Here is a 17,576-nt window from a genome sequence, read left to right on the forward strand (position 1 = left end):
CCGGCGATCAGGCGCGGATTTGTGATCGTTTCGACATCACTTCGATGCTTGCGGAATGATCACGTCGCACCTAGCTCTGCGGCGCGGGATGGTGATCCGGGCGTAAGCTTCCTGATGGAAGATTGATGTGCCTGATCGGTCGGGACGACGCTGGCGAAGTCGTCCCAGCCGCACGACGCGGCGTATCAGGGGGATGTGGATGTTTCAGCACGATGCGGACCAACGCCGGGCGCAGTACGCCTAGCGATGGCACGGGTTCAGCTGTCCGAGCTCTCCGCTTTCGCAGCCGTCGCGGATTCGTTGAGCTTCACCAAGGCGGCCGCTCATCTCGGCTGCTCCTTGCCGACCATCAGCCAGACCATCAAGAGCCTCGAGGAGCGGCTGGACGTCAGGCTGTTCAACCGGACGACGCGCAGCGTGGCCCTCACCGAGGCCGGCGAGCGCCTGCTGGCGGAGATCCAGCCGATTCTCGAACGGGTCGACCAGGCCATCGAGAGCATCAACGCGTTCCGCGACAAGCCGATGGGTACCCTGCGCCTGACCGTATCCCGTGTGTTCGCCGTGAGAGGGCTCGGGCCCCTGATCAGGTCATTCCTGGCCGAATACCCGGACATCCATATCGAACTGGCTGTCGACGACACCAACAGTGACATCGTGCGCAATCGCTTTGATGCCGGCATCAGATCCGGCCACCGGGTGGAGCGCGACATGAAGGTCATCCGCGTCTTCGACGAGTGCAGCTTCGTTGCGGTTGCCGCCCCCGGCTATCTCGCGGCGCATCCCGCGCCGGCCGTGCCCGAGGATCTCCAGGCCCATAATTGCATCCGACATCGGGTCCCTGCCGACGATACGCTGCAGCCCTGGATCTTCGAAAAGGGCGGCGAGCGCACCGAGATTGCCGTGGACGGCTCCCTTATCGTCAACGACTTCGATCTCGCGCTGAATGCCGCGCTCGACGGCATCGGCGTCGCGTATCTCGTCGAGCCGATGATCGAGTCGCATCTGGCCGACGGACGGCTAATGCGGCTGCTGCCCGGCTGGCGCTACGCGACGCCCGGACTGTTCCTGTACCATCCGAGCCGCCGGCAACCGCCGATGCCGCTGCAGGTCTTTCTCGACTTCGTCAAGCGCTGGCGCAGCGGCGTCACGCTGGACGCAATGTCGCGCGCGGCGGATTACGACGCACGCGGGTTGGTAGCAGCGACGTCACATCGAACGTCGATTCACGTCGAGCCCAACCGTCGCTGAGATCGCGTTGCGAGGCTGGAGAGGTCAATCGCGCGTCGGCAGCGGCGCTGCGAACGCGCCATGATGTACGCAGCTTTCGATGTGCACCGGGATTGTTCGGGATTCCCATCTAACCTATTCACGATTATCACCATTAACAAATCGACACCGCGAGGCCAAAACCGCGGCGTGACTGCGTCGATGCTGGTGCGTGCGAGCAGCGTGTTAACGACGATCGAGTGGGCTTCGAACAAAGCAGAGCGCATTCATCAAATTGAAATTGGCTCATGCACACTTCATTCAACCATTCCGCCGGCCGCGCTGATCGAGCCGTCGTCGGAATCAGAGGTGTGGGAGCGGCAATCTGGCGAAGCCAGGGGCGACACGCGGGGGGCCGTGTGCATCGCCATCAACCGGAGAAACGGGAAATGAAGACGTTGAGGGGCCTGCTACTCGGAACGGGAGCAGTGATATTGTCCGCCGCGGCGGCGCAGGCTGCGGATCTTCCACTGAAGGCCAAAGCCGTCGAATATGTGAAGGTGTGCTCGCTGTACGGCACGGGCTTCTACTACATTCCCGGTACCGACACCTGCATCAAGCTCGGCGGCTATCTGCGCGCCGAGACCGCGCTGTGGACCAACAGCAACTATGGTGGCGCCTATTCAGGCCAGGCCGGCGCCGATAACCGCCTGAGCAACCGCTATCAGACCCGTTCGCGCCAGGATCTGAACATCGATACGCGCACCGCGACCGAATATGGCGTGGTGCGTACCTATTTCGAGACCGTGCTGAACTGGACCTCGGGCTCCTATGGCGGTGCGGGCGCCGGCGCGACGTCCTACACCGGCGACGCCATCTCGGGCGGCATCGTCGGCGTCTACTACGCCTTCATCCAGTTCGCCGGATTCACGATGGGCAAGGCCGTGTCGACCTTCGACGCGCCCTGGACCAACTATCCTGGCAACAATTTCGACGGCCTGGTCGGCGGCAGCGGCTCCAACAACGGCGTCAACCAGTTCACCTACACCGCCGATTTCGGCCAGGGCATCACCGCCGCGGTCTCGCTGGAAGACCAGACGCAGTTCTTCACCACCAACATCTGGAACACCTCGGGCATCACCGCGGCCGGCGTGCTCGGCGGCAATTATGGCTCGAGCAGCTTCGGCGGGACGGTGTCTCCCGACATCATCGGCATGGTTCGCGTCGACCAGGCGTGGGGCATCTTCCAGGCGTCGTTCGCCGCGCATGACAATCATGCCGCCTATTACGGCGCGTCCGAGACCTCGGGTCATCCCTCCGACAAGTGGGGCTGGGCCGCGCAACTGGCGCTGTCGATCAAGAACATCCCGACCGGTCCAGGCGACGTCGTCAACCTGCAGGCGGTCTACACCGACGGCGCGAGCCGCTACAACTTCCAGAGCCTCGCCAACACGACCTATTCGATGTATGGCAGCACGGGCGTAGCCGGCGCCTATCAGAGCATCGGCTTCGCCGGCGTCGGCGACGCGGTGTTCGGCACCGGCACGGGCCTGTCGACCGTGCAGACCTGGGGCATGCGCGGCGCCTTCACCCACAATTGGGATCCGCGCTGGAATACGGCGCTGTATGGCGCCTATGCCCAGGTGCGCTATGGCCAGACGGGATCGAGCCTCATCTGTGCCGGCATCGCCGCCACCGGGATGCTGACCGCGGGCTCGACCTGCAATCCCGACTTCAATCTCGGACAGATCGGCCTCATCACCCGATGGACGCCGGTCAAGGGCCTCACCTTCTCGGCCGACGTGACCTACAGCCACCTCGACCAGAAATATTCGGGCACGGCGATTGCTCCGGCCGTCACGAGCACGGCAAAGCCGGCCGCGATCTACCAGCTCAAGGACCAGGACACGGTGAGCATGCTGCTGCGCGCCCAGCGCAACTTTTGAAGCTGGACTGTTGAACCTCTGACTGCTCGACGAGCTTCCGGCGATGCCCCCGCCGGAAGCTTCGTTCGTGGAGACAGGCGGCGCGTCGCACGCAACAGAATGGGATGGGGCACAATGCAGCAGGCGTCGTGCACAATCACGACGCCTGTGACTTGATCGGCCAATGAGTTGATCACGCGCCGACTTGATCGCGCGGCAATTTGACCGGCGGGCTCTACTTGATCGAGGTGTTGATCGCGGTGAACTTGCTGCTCAGTCCCGAGCCCAGGCCATTGACGGCCGCCAGGATCACGATGCTCAATCCGCCGGCAATGATGGCGTATTCGATCGAGGTCGCGCCAGCCTGATTCTTCAGGAAGCTCGCAATCAACTGCCGCATCTACCTCTCCGGTCGGGCTCGATCATCTGACGCGCCGGAAGGGCGCGCCGAGGCCGGGATGGACGCCCCGCCGGAAACCCTCCGTCATCGGCTTGAACAATCGGTTAACCCGATGAGGTACCTGCGCGGCCCAGATTCGGAGCCGGCATTCCATCGCAGGCCCGCCCTCGCCCGACCTCCGAGATCCGAACCGGAGTGCAAGCAACTGAACTTGCTTCGCTTTATTCTCAGTCCGCGGCCCCCGGCCGGTTGGCGGCAAAGCCGAGCCGCTGAATCCTCGTCCGACACATTCAGAAAAAATTCGGCTTATCCGCCAGATGCCACGTCATGATCTGGGTCAACGGCGATGGCGTGGACCGCCTTAAAGGTTATCCTGGTCGCTATGAGCACAACAGATTCCGCCCGTCCCCAGCTCAAGATCCGCAGCGTCGCGCTCGACACCGGCCGCGAGAACGTGGTCGTGATCTCCCGCCGCTCGAAGGCGTTGCGGCCCGAGGTGTTCCGCGGCTTCAGCCGCGTCGAGCTGCGCTGCAACTCGCGGACGCTGCTGGCGACCCTTCTGATCACCGACGACGACGCACTGGTCGGCCCCGACGAGATCGGCCTGTCGGAACCGGCGATGCGGCGCTTCGCCGAGCCGGCCGGCACGCGGGCGACGGTGTCGCCGGCGACCCCGCCCGAGAGCATGGAAGCGGTGCGCGCCAAGATCCGGGGCGAGACCTTGAGCGACCAGGCGATCGCTGCCGTGATCGAGGACCTCACCCACTACCGCTACTCCGACATGGAGATCGCGGCTTTCCTGATCGGCTCAGCCAGCTTCATGAGCTCCGGCGAGCTGCTGGCGCTGACGCGCGCGATGGCCAATGCCGGCACGCAATTGAAATGGCCCGAGCCGGTGGTGGTCGACAAGCACTGCATCGGCGGCATTCCCGGCAACCGCACCTCGATGGTGGTGGTGCCGATCGTCGCCGCCCACGGCCTGACCATTCCAAAAACCTCCTCGCGCGCGATCACCTCGCCAGCCGGCACCGCCGATACGATGGAGGTGCTGGCGCGGGTGAATGTCGGCGCCGACGAGATGAAGTCGATCGTCGCGGCCTGCAACGGCTGCGTGATCTGGGGCGGCCACGTCAATCTGTCGCCGGCCGACGACGTCCTGATCTCGGTCGAGCGCCCGCTCAGCCTCGACACCCGCGAGCAGATGGTCGCCTCGATCCTGTCGAAGAAGCTGGCCGCCGGCTCGACGCATCTGCTGCTCGACCTGCCGGTCGGGCCGACCGCCAAGCTCACCAGCGGCGCGGAGGCGATGCGGCTGCGCAAGCTGTTCGAATTCGTCGGCGACCGTTTCGGGCTCAAGGTCGAGGTGATCACGACCGACGGCCGCCAGCCGATCGGCAACGGCATCGGTCCGGTGCTGGAGGCGCGCGACGTGATGGCGGTGCTGGGCAACGAGCCGTCGGCGCCTGCGGACCTGCGCGAGAAGTCGCTGCGGCTCGCCGCGCATCTGCTCGAATATGATCCGAAGCTGCGCGGCGGCGCCGGCTATAACAGGGCGCGCGAGCTGCTCGACAACGGCGCGGCGCTCAAGCAGATGCTGAAGATCATCGATGCGCAGGGCCCGCCGGAATGCCGCAGCGAGCTCGGCGATCTCGCCTTCGACGTCAAGGCGGAGCGCGACGGTGTCGTGTCCGCGATCGATTGCCTGCGGCTCAATCGCCTGGCGCGTACCGCCGGCGCGCCGGTGAACAAGGGCTCCGGGATCATGCTGTTCAAGAAGATCGGCGATCGTGTCGATCAGGGTGAGCCACTCTATCGCGTGTTCACCTGCGATCCGTCGGAGCATGATCTGGCCGCAGCCGCAGCCGCCGCCAACCACGGCTATGGCTTCGCCGACGGCGCGAATGGTCGTTCGTGATGAACCGTCGTCGAGCATCGATCCATCGTCCTCGGGAGACCGCCGCATGAGTGTGACCGTTCGCTTCTGCGGTGCCGCGCATACCGTCACCGGGTCCTGCTATCTGGTCCAGACCGACAACGGCCAGATGCTGATCGACTGCGGGCTGTTCCAGGGTCCGAAGACGCTGAAGGAGCTCAACTACGGCGACTTCCCATTCCGTCCCGCCGATATCGACGCAGTGCTGCTGACGCATGCGCATATCGACCATAGCGGCCTGCTGCCGAAGCTGGTGCGCATGGGCTTCGACGGCAAGATCTTCGCCACGCGCGGCACCATCGATCTCTGCTCATGGATGCTGCCCGATGCCGGCAACATCCAGGAGCAGGAGGTGCTGGCGCTGAACCGCCGCAACATCGCGCGCGGCCGCGGCGAGGTCAGCCCGATCTACACCCAGGCCGACGCCATCGCCGCTCTGCAATACTTTCAGCCCGTCGCCTACGAGACCTGGACCGACGTCATGCCGGGCATTCGCGCCCGCTACTGGAATGCCGGGCATCTGCTGGGCTCCGCCTCGATCGAGATCGAATTCGCAGGACAAGGCGCCGATGGCGGACCGCTGCGGTTGCTTGCCTCCGGCGATGTCGGGCCCGACGCCAAGCTCTTGCAGCCGGACCCGAAAGCGCCGGAGGGCTTCGACTACGTGATCTCGGAGGCGACCTATGGCGACCGGATTCGCGAGCCGACCACGCCGGAGCTGCGCCGCGGCCGTCTGGCCGGCGAGGTGCGCGACGCGGCGGCGGCCAAGGGCGCGCTATTGATCCCGGCCTTCGCGGTCGAGCGGACGCAGGAGCTGATCGTCGATCTGGTCGGCCTGATGGAGCGCGGCGAGATTCCGGCCGCGCCGGTGTTCCTGGACTCGCCGCTGGCGATCCACGCCACCGAGGTGTTTCGCGCGCACACCGAGAGCCTCGACGGCGGCAGCGATGTCGGCCGTCTGTTGTCGTCGCCGCATCTGCGCTTCACCGAGACGGTCGATGAAAGCAAGGCGATCGCCAAGCTGACCGGATTTCACATCGTCATCGCCGCCAGCGGCATGTGCGATGCCGGTCGCATCCGCCATCATCTCAAGCGCTGGCTGTGGAACAACCGCGCCACCGTGCTGCTGGTCGGCTATCAGGCTACCGGCACGCTGGGGCGCTTCCTGCAGGACGGCGTCAAGGCGGTTCGCATCCAGGGCGAGGAGATCAAGGTCGCGGCCCGCATCCGCATGATCGACGACTATTCCGGCCACGCCGACGGCGCCGAGATCGCCCGCTGGATCGCGGCCCGCCGCCCGATCGCGCGCGGCCTTTTTCTGTCCCACGGCGAGGATGCCGCGATCGCGGCGCTGGCAGCGCGCGTCGCCGAGCGGATCGTGCCGACCGCGAAAGTGTTCTCCCCCCTGCTCGACGACGTCTACGAGCTGACGAGCGCGGTGCCGACGCCGCTCGACGTCGCGCGCCGGCGGCGGCTGGCACCGGAGGCGGTCACCCGGCTGGACTGGCACAACGACATGTCGGGCCTGCTGCTCGACATCCACGAGCGGATCGAGCAAGCCGCCGACGATCGTGCCCGCGGCGTCATCATCCGCCGCCTGCGCCGGGCGCTGGAAGAGTGATGCGAGCGGCGTAGCCGCGAAGGCTGCGCGCCTGCGATGTTCGTCGTCGAACGGTCACACTTTGATCGCACCTTGAGGACCATCAGGTGCGGTGCGAAGCTCGCAGACGGCGACGCTCTCGCAGCTTGTGCATATTGAAACACACAACGTGCCGACGGCTGGTCTCCGAGAGCTGTTCTGATAGGCTCGACACGTGGTTCATGACAACGGAACGATCCGGGTGAACCGGGCGCAGGTGGGGAAACGAGGGGCTCTCACATGCATCAACCATCGAAATGGTGGGCGGGACTGATCGCTGTTGCCGTGCTCTGGCTCGCGGCCGTGAGCTTCAAGACGGCTGATGTCGAGGACGACATTGGGCCGCGGGCACGCGCCGCCGTCGCGGCCGCCGTCCCGGACACAGCCGCGGCCCTCAAGGTCACGGTCGCGGGCCGTGACGTTCGCATCGCAGGGCCGGAGTTCAGTCCCGATCAGTCGACGAAACTGGAGGACGCCGCATCGGTCAGCGGCGTCCGGCTCGTCGAGGGCACCTACGACAAGCTGCCGACACCGAAGCCCTATGCCTTCCGCGCCACGCGAAACGGCGGCCAGCTCGTGCTCGAAGGCGCGGTGCCGACGCCCGCCGTTCGGAATGCCGTGCTCAATGCCGTCCGTTCGTCCGGCGGTGAAGTGGTCGATCGCCTCTCCTATGCGCTGGGAGCTCCGGCCGACTTCGCGGCCATCGCGAGCCATGGATCGGTCCAGGCCGCCAAGCTCAATGGCGGCACGTTCGCGCTCGCGGACAAGGCCTATTCGATCGCGGGTGCCGCCGCCTCATCGGACGTCTATGAGGCTGCCGTCGCGGCGACGCGGCAGCTGCCGGGCGGCGCCGTGCTCGACAAGGTGGCGATCCTGCCGCCGGAGGCAAAGCCGTTCATCTGGAGCGCGGTTCGCGAGGGCAACACGCTGGTGATGTCCGGCGTCGTTCCGAATGACGATATCAGGCGCGCGCTCGAGGCCGCCGCGATCAAGGCCTGGCCCGGCGCGTCGGTGATGCATCACATGCAGATCGCGCGTGGCGCGCCTACTGGCGATTTTGGCGCCTACACGTCCTATGCGCTGGCGGAGCTTACCAGGCTGAGCACGGGCCGCGTCGTCATCTCCGACGCCACCTACACGATTTCGGGCGAGGCGCCCTCCACCGCCGCCTACGATGAAACGATGGCCGGGATCGGCAAGCTGCCGACCGGGCTGAGCTTGGCGAAAGCCGAGATTCTGCCGCCGGAGATCAAGCCCTATCGCTGGTCGGCGGAGTTCGACGGCACCGGCTTGAGCCTCACAGGTCTCGCGCCGAACGGAGCGGCCCGCGATGCGATGCTGGGCTCCGCCAGTGGACAGTTCGACGGCAAGCCGATCAAGAGCCAGATCGGCATCGCCCGCGGCGCCCCGGATGGCGACCTTGCCAAAGCGAGCGCGAGCCTGCTGCAGCAGCTCGCCAGGCTGTCGCAGGGGCGCGCCGAGATCAGCGACACCCAGGTCTCGCTCAGGGGCGTCGGGCTTGCCAACGTCACCGGCGCAGCCGTGCGCGAGCAACTGGCCGGCGCCCTGCCCGCGCCGTTCGCGCTCGCGTCCATCGACGTCCGCGACGGCCCGGTCTCGCCTTACGCGTTCGGACTGCAGAAGCAGGACGGCCGTGTTATGCTGAGCGGCTACGTGCCTGATGACGCCGCCCGCCGCGATCTCGTCGACGCCGCCACGACGACCTTCATCACCGAGACGGTCGAGGACGGTCTGAAGATCGGCGACGGTGCGCCAAAGGATTACGTGCAGTCGCTGAAGGCGACGTTCCCGGCGCTGGCGCGGCTGTGGTCCGGCGCGCTGACGGCAAAGGACGCGGCGATCACGGTCGACGGGCTCGCCATCTACGACAAGTCGGCCGAGCAGGTCCGCAAGGAGCTCGCCGAGGCGGTCGGCAGCGGCTTCAAGCTCGACGACGTCAAGATCGGCGTCAAGCCGGAAGGCCCGCCACTCGCGGTCGCGGAGTGCCAGCCGGCGTTCAACGGGCTGCTCGCCAAGGGCCGCGTCCGCTTCAGCACCGGCAGCGCCGAGCTGAGCCGCGCCTCGCTGGCGCTGCTCGATCACCTGATCGAGGTTGCGCAGCGCTGCAAGGATGCCGAGATCGCGATCGAAGGCCACACCGACAATGTCGGCGACGAAGCTGACAACATGGACCTCTCCAAGCGCCGGGCGGCGGCGGTGGTCGGCTATATCGGCGACGCCGGCATCGACACCTCGCGCATGACCTCGGAGGGTTACGGGCAGACCAAGCCGGTCGCCTCCAACGACACGGCCGAAGGCCGCGCGCAGAACCGCCGCATCGAATTCGTCGTCAAGTGAGGCGCTGACATCATGATGTACGACCTTGCGACATTTCCGTTCTGGATCATCCTCGCCGTCGGCATCGGCGGCTTTGTCGGCTGGCGCACCTGGTCGGACGAGCCGCGGCCGGACTGGCTGAGAAGCTGGCTGCTGCCGGCGACGCTCGCCCTCGTCATCGGGATCCTGATGGCGCTGCTGACAGTGCTGCCCGGACGTGCCGGCCTGTGGCTCGAGGTCGGCCTGCTGATGGTCGGCGCCTATGTTCTCGGCTGCCTGATCGGCGGACAGCTCAGGGAATATGTCGGGCTGGGTGACACCAGTGCGATGTCGCCGGGCGGTCCTGGAAACAGCGTCGCGTTCGCCGGCGCAACCGCGGCGGCTCGTCCTTGGGCGGACAGCCCATCCCCGGCTGCGCAAGCCGCAGCCAGCGTCGAGGCCGATCGCCTTGCCACTGAAGCTGCCGCGAAAGCCGAAGCCGAACGTGTTGCGGCCGAAGCCGCTGCAAGGGCGGAGGCCGAGCGTCTAGCCGCCGAAGCGGCCGCAAAGGCCGAGGCTGAGCGGCTCGCCGCGGAAGCCGCGGCAAGGGCCGAGGCTGATCGCCTGGCGGCTGAAGCCGCAGCGAAGGCCGAAGCCGAACGTCTCGCTGCCGAGGCGGCGGCGAACGCCGAGTCCGAGCGCCGTGCTGCGGAGGCCGCCGCGAAAACCGAAGCCGACCGCCTCGCTGCGGAAGCAGCCGCGAAAGCAGAGGCCGATCGTGTTGCGGCGGAAGCGGCTGAAAAGGCCGAAGCCGAACGCTTGGCCGCCGAAGCAGCGGCGAAAGCCGAAGCAGACCGTCTTGCGGCAGAGGCCGTTGCGAAAGCCGAGGCGGAAGCCCGGCGTCTCGCGGCCGAAGCGACCGCGAAAGCCGAGGCCGATCGCCTCGCCGCCGAAGCGGCCGCACGCGCGGAAGCCGATCGCCTTGCCGCCGACGCCGAGGCGGAACGGCTTGCCGCCGAGGTCGCCGCATCATCGGCCCCGGAGAGCCCGGCCTCGGCCGACGACAGGCCGCCGGCCCTGCCCGCGCCCGAGGGCGCCGCTGACGATCTCAAGCTGATCAAGGGCATCGGACCCAAGAACGAGCGCATCCTCAATGACATCGGCGTGCATCATTTCAGCCAGATCGCGGCATGGTCGCCTGACCATGCGAGCTGGGTCGGCCACCACATGGCCTTCCCCGGCCGCATCGAGCGCGAGCATTGGATCGCGCAGGCCAAGCTGCTCGCCGCCGGCCTCGACACCGCGCATTCCAGCGCGGTGAAGTCCGGCGCGATCACCATCGACGAACACGCCGACGCGCCGCTGAGCGAGGACGAGGCGAGCTACCTCCTGGCCCACCTGCCGGCGCTGATGCCGCCCGTCGAGAACGAGGACGTCCATGGCGGCGCCCGCCCGCTCGGGCTCGTCGCGCCGCGCGGCGGCCAGGCCGACGATCTCAAGCTGATCAAGGGCATCGGCAAGCAGAACGAGGCGCGGCTGCACGGCCTCGGCATCTGGCATTTCGCGCAGATCGCGGCCTGGACCGCCGAGCACGCCAAATGGGTCGGCTCGTATCTGGCGTTCGCAGGACGAATCGAGCGCGAGCAATGGATCAGTCAGGCCAAGGAGCTCGCAGGCGGCGCGACCACGGAATTCGCCCGCCGCGTCGAGGCTGGTCTGGTCAAGTCATCCGCCGACGACGGCTCCCGCGGGCAGGACAACGTCGAGATCGTGCAACCACGCGAGTAGCGGCGCCAACTGGAGCATGATCCGGAAAAATGGAAACCGGTTTTCCGAAAAGATCATGCTCAAACAAAGAGATGAGATCATGATGCGCTTCCGTGGAATCGCATCATGATCTAAACGAATCGTCGGGTATGCAAAGGCGCTGACTTGCCCTCTCGTCACGCGCGATGGTGATGGCGCCGTGCCCACCCTGCTTTCCTACTCGGCGAGCTCGACCGCCTCGCTGCGCGACGGGCCGGCCAGCGGCCGCTCCTCCATCAGCATCATGCAGACCGAGGCGCAGGCCAGCATCGCGGTGGCCGCGGCATAAACGAAGCGGAAGGCATGGATCATGTCGGCTTCCGCGATGCCGCTGACCGCGCCATGGGCGCCCTCCGCCAGCGAAATGTCGGCGCCCAGCGCCATCAGCAGGATGGCGCTGAAGGCCGCAACCGTGAACGAGGACATCATCGAACGGAAGAAGTTCATCGCGCCGGTGATGGTGCCGATCTGGGAGCGGTCCACCGCGTTCTGCAGCGACACCACCGAGATCGGGAACGCGGTGCCGAGCCCGATGCCGTAGATCGACAGCAGCACCATCAGCCCCCACAGCGACGGCGTCGTCACCGTCATGACCGCGGCGGCGATGGTGCCGATGATCGTGCCCACGATGGCGACGCGCTTGTAGTGCTTGACGCGGGCCATGGTGCGGCCGGCAATCGCGGCACCGAAGGTCGAGATCGCCGCGATCGGAATCAGGCCGAGGCCGGCCTGGCTCGGGGTCAAGTGATAGACCAGCTCGTAATAGAGCGGCAGATGGACCGTGAGCCCGATCAGGGCGCCGAGTGCGCAGCCGCTCGCCAGCATGCCGTAGGGCACCACCGTTCCGCCCATCAGCGACAGCGGCAGGAACGGCTCATCGGCCCGCTTGGCGTGCCAGACGAAGGCCAAGCCGAGCGCCACCGCACTGCCGATCATCGCCAGCAGCGTCGGCGACAACCAGGCCAGCTTGTGGCCACCCCAGGTCAGCACCAGCATGAACACGACGGCCGAGGCCATCAGCAGCAGGCCGCCGGCCCAGTCGACCTTGCGCAGCCGGTGGTAGACCGGCAGCCGGCCCATCTTGGGCAGCAGCAATGCGAGCGCCGCGATCGCGAGCGGGACATTGATCCAGAAGATCATCGACCAGTGCAGATGGTCGGCGAAGAAGCCGCCGATCACCGGCCCGAGCAGGCCGGCGAGCAGCCAGACCCCGCTGAAATAGGCCTGGTACTGGCCGCGCTCGCGCGGGCTGACGACGTCGGAGATCACGGTCTGGACCACCGGCATGATGCCGCCGCCGCCGAGCCCCTGCAGGCCGCGGGCGAGGATCAGCACCGGCATGTTCGGCGCCAGCGCGCAGACCACCGAGCCGACCACGAACAGGCTGAGCGCGGTGATGATCATCGAGCGGCGGCCATAGATGTCGCAGAGCGTGCCGAACACCGGCGCCACCGCGGTCGACGCCAGCAGGTAGGCGGTGATCACCCAGGAGAGATTGGTGACGTCCTGAAACTCGCGGCCGATGGTCGGCAGCGCGGTCGCCACGATGGTCTGGTCGAGCGCGGCCAGGAACATCGTCAGCAGCAGGCTCATCAGGATGGTGCGCACCTCGGCCTGGGTCAGCGGCACCGGCGGCGCAAGCGACGGCGCATCCTCGATCGCCTGAACCTGCGGCGGAATGGCCGGCAGCTCGGCGGCGATCTCTTCGGGCAGGGATTGGGACGCGGCAGGGTAATGCGTCTGCCGATCAAACTTGTTCATGGGATGAATGCCGTGCCCGGGCGCGACGACGCCGCGCGGATTCGCTGTCTGGCGAACTACTTAAGGCATAATTTTCCCGTGCGGCAGCGGGTCGGGTGCATGGGTGCATTCCGACAGCACGGGAACGGTCGCATCATCGTGACTTGCTGCGGGTGCGAGGTGATCGCGCTATTTCGGCCGTCGCTTCAACTTGGCCCGCTTCGGCAGCAGCACCGGCCACTGCACGATGTGGTCCTCGAGCTGGTCGTCCGGAACGTCGTCCTCGGTGCCCTCGACCCGGCCGCGCACCGAGACGCCGGCTTCATGGACCGTCTGAGGATCGCCCGAGATCAGGGGATGCCACCAGTAGAGATCGCGCCCCTCAGCCACGAGGCGGTAGCCGCAGCTCGGTGGCAGCCAGGTCAGCGTGCGGACGTTCTCAGGTGTCAGGCGAACGCAATCCGACACCTGTTCGGAACGATTCGGGTAGTCCTTGCAGGCACATAGCCCGGCATCCAAGAGCTTGCAGGAAATGTGGGTGAAGTAGATGTCGCCGGTATCCTCGTCTTCCAGCTTCTCCAGGCAGCAGCGCCCGCAGCCATCGCAGAGGCTCTCCCATTCCACCTCGGACATCTCTTCCAAGATCTTGGTTTTCCAGAACATTCCCTCCTGGCCCGAGGGACGTTTGAGCGGTGCGGTCATCGGGCGATTCTCAAAGAGGGCGTGAGGTGGCCGCCATCTAGGTGCCCGGCCCCGAGCCGCGCAAGGGGCTTTGCCGATTACGGCGGCACGTTAGCATTGTGCATCAAATTATGAGCGGAACCATTGGTTTGTGACCCCCGCTCGGCTAGATAGATGATTGAGTCACTCCGGCGGCGGCGCCGGCAATGCGGCTTGGGGTCAGGTGCTCGGGTTCGGGCGGCTGACTGTGCAGTGCCATGGGTTTGCCGCAACAATCGCGCAAGACCCTTCGATGGCCCCCAGCCCCACTTGCTGAGTGCTTTCGAAGCCAGCTGACACGCTTTCGAAACGACCAGGGTTCCCGTGCGGCAGATCATTCCAGACGATTGGAAGAAGCGGATCAACAATTTCCGCCTGGATCTCGACGCCCGCTTCGATTCGGCGCTGTTCTCCTCCCTGCGCGGCACCCGCGAGCTGTATGAGCGCTATTCGGCGTTCATGGACCGCTTCTATGTCGGCGGCTGGAAGCGCTGGGTGTTCGTCGAGCCGTTCTCGGAGGCGGCCACGATCGGGCTCGGCTGCCTGGTGCTGATGCTGGCGCTCGCGATCCCCGCCTTCCGGGAAACTGCCGATGAGGACTGGCTGAAGAAGTCCGACCTCGCCGTCACCTTCCTCGACCGCTACGGCAACCCGATCGGCAGCCGCGGCATCAAGCACAATGATTCGATTCCGCTGGAGGACTTCCCGGACAATCTGATCAAGGCGACGCTCGCCACCGAGGACCGCCGCTTCTACGACCATTTCGGCATCGACATTGCCGGCACGGCGCGCGCCCTCGTCACCAACGCCCAGGCCGGCGGCGTCCGCCAGGGCGGCTCCTCGATCAGCCAGCAGCTCGCCAAGAACCTGTTCCTGTCCAACGAGCGCACCATCGAGCGCAAGGTCAACGAGGCGTTCCTGGCGATCTGGCTGGAAACCCGGCTGACCAAGAACGAGATCCTCAAGCTCTATCTCGACCGCGCCTATATGGGCGGCGGCACCTTCGGCGTCGACGGCGCGGCACACTTCTATTTCAACAAGTCGGTGCGCGACATCAACCTCGCCGAAGCCGCGATGCTTGCCGGGCTGTTCAAGGCGCCGACCAAGTTCGCCCCCCACATCAACCTGCCCGCCGCCCGCGCCCGCGCCAACGTCGTGCTCGACAATCTGGTCGATGCCGGGTTCATGACCGAGGGCCAGGTGTTCGGCGCCCGCCGCAACCCGGCCTTCGCAGTCGACCGCCGCGACGAAAGCTCGCCGAACTACTTCCTCGACTACGCCTTCGACGAGATGCGCAAGCTGGTCGACACGTTCCCGAAATCCTACACCGAGCGCGTCTTCGTGGTGCGGACCTCGATCGACATGACCGTGCAGCATGCGGCCGATGAGGCGATCGAGAACCAGTTGCGCCAGTTCGGCCGCGACTATCACGCGACCCAGGCGGCAACCGTCGTCTCCGACCTCGACGGCGGCATCCGCGCCATGGTCGGCGGCCGCGACTATGGTGCCAGCCAGTTCAACCGCGCAGTCGACGCCTACCGGCAGCCAGGATCGTCGTTCAAGCCTTACGTCTACACCACCGCACTGCTGAACGGCTTCAAGCCGACCTCGATCGTGGTCGACGGCCCGGTCTGCATCGGCAACTGGTGCCCGCAGAATTATGGCCATTCCTATTCCGGCTCGGTGACGCTGACCCAGGCGATCACCCGCTCGATCAACGTTGTCCCGGTCAAACTGTCGATCGCGCTCGGCGGCAAGGAGGGTCCGAAGGCCGGCCGCGCCAAGATCATCGAGGTCGCGCGGCGCTTCGGCCTCAAGGCGCCGCTGCCCGACACCCCGTCGATGCCGATCGGCTCCGACGAGGTCACGGTGCTGGAGCACGCGGTCGCCTATGCGACCTTCCCGAACAAGGGCAAGGCGGTGACGCCGCATTCCGTGCTGGAGGTCCGCACCGGCGCCGGCGATCTGGTCTGGCGCTGGGACCGTGACGGGCCGAAGCCGAAGCAGGCGATCCCGGCCTCGGTTGCCGCCGACATGGCGGGCATGATGAGCCACGTGGTCAGCGAAGGCACCGCACGCCGCGCCGCACTCGACGGCATTCCGACCGCCGGCAAGACCGGCACCACCAACGCCTATCGGGACGCCTGGTTCGTCGGCTACACCGGCAACTTCACCTGCGCGGTCTGGTACGGCAATGACGACTATTCGCCGACCAACCGTATGACCGGCGGCTCGCTGCCGGCGCAGACGTGGCACGACATCATGGTCGCCGCGCATCAGGGCGTCGAGGTGAAGGAGCTGCCCGGCGTCGGCATGGGCGAAAAGCTGCCGCAGTCGGCGTCCGCCGCGATGGCACAGGCCGGCCAGCCGAAGACGCTGGAGATCAAGCCCGGTCCGCCGCCGATCCTGACCCGCCGCGGCGCCGAGGTGCTGGTTCAGGTCGAGAAGATGCTGGACGATGCGGCGCGCCTCGCCGAGAAGGCCGCGCCTGCCGATCCGCGCAAGCCCGGCAAGCCGGTCTCATCGAGCGCGCTGGCCTTCCCTGAGAACTACGCCGCGGCAACGGCCGACGGCGTCACCACCCCTGCCCTGCGCAAGAACTGACGTCAGCGATCCCCGTGCGGCTGCTCTTCATCACCTTGGTTACGCTCCTGATCGCCACCGGCGTCGGCATCGGCGCGACGTGGATGACGACGACCCGCGGCACCGAGTTCGGTACGCTGACGATCGGCGCCTGGACGGCGCGTCCGAAAACCGGCACGGCCGATGTCGACCCCTATGCGCGCGCGACCATCACCCGCAATGGCGAATTGCCGATCGGCACCGGCGACGGCGTGGCCTTCACCGCCACCACGGACGACAAGAGGAAGCCGCTCGACGGGCGCTGCGACATCCTGGTCAGCGGCGTCACGCCACCCGCCCGGTTCTGGACGCTCACGCTCTACGACCGCAAGGGCCACCTCGTCGCCAACACGCTGCAGCGCTACGGCTTCACCAGCCAGGAGCTGGTACGAGGTGCCGATGGCTCCTTCGAGATTCGTGTCGCCGCGCGCTCGCGCTCCGGCAACTGGCTGCCGACCGGCGGCATCGAGCGCTACGCGCTGATGCTGCGGCTCTACGACACGCCGGTCGGCGTCGCGACCCGCACGCAGCGCGACGCACCGATGCCGTCGATCACGACAGTAGGTTGCCCATCATGATCCGGCTGCTGTTCACGGTCGTGGTCGGCGTGCTGCTCGGCGGCGTGGTCCATCTCGTCAGCGTGCTGGCGCTGCCGCGGATCTCGACCCAGGACGCCTACTCCCGGCTGACGCCGATGACCAAGCTGAACGCCGTGACGCAGTTGCCATTGGCCGATCCCGGCAATTCACCGATGCCGTTCATGGATCCGGCGTTCGCCATGGCGATCTGCCGCTATGATCTGTCCGACGGACCGCTCAAGCTCACGGTTCCGGTGAGCCAGGCCTATACGTCGGTATCGTTCTACACGCGCAACGAGATCGCCTACTACGCCATCAACGACCGCTCCGCCGGCAAGCGCGTGATCGAGCTCAACCTGATGACCGAGGCGCAGCACGAAGACCTGCCCGAGGACGAGGAGATCACGGCCGCCGACCGGCTGATCATCGATTCGCCGACGACGACCGGGTTGATCGTGCTGAAGGCCCTGGCCGCCGAGCCCGGTCTCATGCCGCAGGCGCAGGCCTCCCTTGCAGCGGCAAGCTGCGGCGTACAGACCGAGGCACCGGCCAAGGCCGAGAAGCCGCGCGGCAAACGATAAGTCAATACGACGTCCTAGACGAATTCGACAACACTCTCTTCATCCTTGGTGGCATAGTCGTTGTCGCGCGCCGCTGCTATGATGGATCAGGACGGCGGCGCTTCGCTCAA

At 66.5% G+C, this 17,576-nt stretch carries 13 protein-coding genes; 10 read left to right on the forward strand and 3 right to left on the reverse strand.

Annotation, left to right across the window (positions count from 1 at the left end; all coding sequences use genetic code 11):
* Positions 1-246: 246 nt before the first annotated feature.
* Genes QX041_RS26185 through QX041_RS26195 form a run of 3 tightly spaced genes read left to right on the forward strand, consistent with a single transcriptional unit; the run spans position 247 to position 3,152 of the window.
* Positions 247-1,248: a LysR family transcriptional regulator gene (locus QX041_RS26185; protein WP_315753057.1), complete on the forward strand. Its 1,002-nt coding sequence runs from the start codon at positions 247-249 to the stop codon at positions 1,246-1,248.
* 60 nt (positions 1,249-1,308) lie between these two features.
* Positions 1,309-1,659 carry a hypothetical protein gene (locus QX041_RS26190; RefSeq protein WP_316167021.1) on the forward strand — a complete coding sequence of 117 codons (351 nt, stop codon included), beginning with the start codon at positions 1,309-1,311 and terminating at the stop codon, positions 1,657-1,659.
* Entirely contained in the window at positions 1,656-3,152 is a 1,497-nt protein-coding gene (locus QX041_RS26195) for a porin (RefSeq protein ID WP_315753059.1), read from the forward strand. Before QX041_RS26190 ends, QX041_RS26195 begins: the two co-directional genes overlap by 4 nt.
* Before the next feature lie 214 nt (positions 3,153-3,366).
* Here QX041_RS26195 and QX041_RS26200 read toward each other — a convergent pair whose 3' ends face one another.
* Positions 3,367-3,531, reverse strand: coding sequence for a Flp family type IVb pilin (locus QX041_RS26200; RefSeq protein ID WP_315716136.1), 165 nt, complete (start codon positions 3,529-3,531; stop codon positions 3,367-3,369).
* Positions 3,532-3,913: 382 nt separating this feature from the next.
* On the opposite strand from QX041_RS26200, the gene QX041_RS26205 reads away from it, so the two are divergent.
* The 4 genes from QX041_RS26205 to QX041_RS26220 all read left to right on the forward strand — a co-directional run bounded on the left by QX041_RS26205 (position 3,914) and on the right by QX041_RS26220 (position 11,207).
* Complete coding sequence (locus tag QX041_RS26205; RefSeq protein ID WP_316167022.1) at positions 3,914-5,446, forward strand: thymidine phosphorylase family protein; 1,533 nt, start codon at positions 3,914-3,916, stop codon at positions 5,444-5,446.
* Positions 5,447-5,492: 46 nt separating this feature from the next.
* On the forward strand, positions 5,493-7,085 hold the full coding sequence (locus tag QX041_RS26210) for an MBL fold metallo-hydrolase (protein ID WP_316167023.1): 1,593 nt from the start codon (positions 5,493-5,495) through the stop codon (positions 7,083-7,085).
* 258 nt (positions 7,086-7,343) lie between these two features.
* A complete protein-coding gene (locus QX041_RS26215) occupies positions 7,344-9,461 on the forward strand; it encodes an OmpA family protein (RefSeq protein WP_316167024.1) in 2,118 nt (705 codons plus the stop codon).
* Positions 9,462-9,473: 12 nt separating this feature from the next.
* The gene (locus QX041_RS26220; RefSeq protein WP_316167025.1) at positions 9,474-11,207 is read left to right on the forward strand and encodes a cell envelope biogenesis protein TolA; all 1,734 of its coding nucleotides are present in this window, start codon (positions 9,474-9,476) and stop codon (positions 11,205-11,207) included.
* A 195-nt stretch (positions 11,208-11,402) separates the two neighbouring features.
* On the opposite strand, the gene QX041_RS26225 is transcribed toward QX041_RS26220, so the two are convergent.
* Positions 11,403-12,986 (reverse strand): MDR family MFS transporter, encoded by a 1,584-nt coding sequence (locus QX041_RS26225; protein WP_316167027.1) that lies wholly within the window; start codon positions 12,984-12,986, stop codon positions 11,403-11,405.
* Between the two features lie 168 nt (positions 12,987-13,154).
* The gene (locus QX041_RS26230) at positions 13,155-13,667 is read right to left on the reverse strand and encodes a YcgN family cysteine cluster protein (RefSeq protein WP_315753066.1); all 513 of its coding nucleotides are present in this window, start codon (positions 13,665-13,667) and stop codon (positions 13,155-13,157) included.
* 342 nt (positions 13,668-14,009) lie between these two features.
* On the opposite strand from QX041_RS26230, the gene QX041_RS26235 reads away from it, so the two are divergent.
* Genes QX041_RS26235 through QX041_RS26245 form a run of 3 tightly spaced genes read left to right on the forward strand, consistent with a single transcriptional unit; the run spans position 14,010 to position 17,466 of the window.
* Positions 14,010-16,289, forward strand: coding sequence for a PBP1A family penicillin-binding protein (locus tag QX041_RS26235; RefSeq protein WP_316167029.1), 2,280 nt, complete (start codon positions 14,010-14,012; stop codon positions 16,287-16,289).
* A gap of 14 nt (positions 16,290-16,303) precedes the next feature.
* Positions 16,304-16,885, forward strand: coding sequence for a DUF1214 domain-containing protein (locus tag QX041_RS26240; RefSeq protein ID WP_315716128.1), 582 nt, complete (start codon positions 16,304-16,306; stop codon positions 16,883-16,885).
* On the forward strand, positions 16,882-17,466 hold the full coding sequence (locus tag QX041_RS26245; protein WP_315716127.1) for a DUF1254 domain-containing protein: 585 nt from the start codon (positions 16,882-16,884) through the stop codon (positions 17,464-17,466). The genes QX041_RS26240 and QX041_RS26245 overlap by 4 nt, the downstream gene beginning before the upstream one ends.
* Positions 17,467-17,576 lie beyond the last annotated feature (110 nt).

The sequence above is a fragment of the Bradyrhizobium sp. SZCCHNRI2009 genome (assembly GCF_032485115.1).
GTDB lineage: Bacteria > Pseudomonadota > Alphaproteobacteria > Rhizobiales > Xanthobacteraceae > Bradyrhizobium.

Coding starts and splice junctions, on each gene's coding strand:
- QX041_RS26185 (WP_315753057.1), top strand. CDS start 247: ATGGCACGGGTTCAGCTGTCCGAGCTCTCCGCTTTCGCAGCCGTCGCG.
- QX041_RS26190 (WP_316167021.1), top strand. CDS start 1,309: ATGATGTACGCAGCTTTCGATGTGCACCGGGATTGTTCGGGATTCCCA.
- QX041_RS26195 (WP_315753059.1), top strand. CDS start 1,656: ATGAAGACGTTGAGGGGCCTGCTACTCGGAACGGGAGCAGTGATATTG.
- QX041_RS26200 (WP_315716136.1), bottom strand. CDS start 3,531: ATGCGGCAGTTGATTGCGAGCTTCCTGAAGAATCAGGCTGGCGCGACC.
- QX041_RS26205 (WP_316167022.1), top strand. CDS start 3,914: ATGAGCACAACAGATTCCGCCCGTCCCCAGCTCAAGATCCGCAGCGTC.
- QX041_RS26210 (WP_316167023.1), top strand. CDS start 5,493: ATGAGTGTGACCGTTCGCTTCTGCGGTGCCGCGCATACCGTCACCGGG.
- QX041_RS26215 (WP_316167024.1), top strand. CDS start 7,344: ATGCATCAACCATCGAAATGGTGGGCGGGACTGATCGCTGTTGCCGTG.
- QX041_RS26220 (WP_316167025.1), top strand. CDS start 9,474: ATGATGTACGACCTTGCGACATTTCCGTTCTGGATCATCCTCGCCGTC.
- QX041_RS26225 (WP_316167027.1), bottom strand. CDS start 12,986: ATGAACAAGTTTGATCGGCAGACGCATTACCCTGCCGCGTCCCAATCC.
- QX041_RS26230 (WP_315753066.1), bottom strand. CDS start 13,667: ATGACCGCACCGCTCAAACGTCCCTCGGGCCAGGAGGGAATGTTCTGG.
- QX041_RS26245 (WP_315716127.1), top strand. CDS start 16,882: ATGATCCGGCTGCTGTTCACGGTCGTGGTCGGCGTGCTGCTCGGCGGC.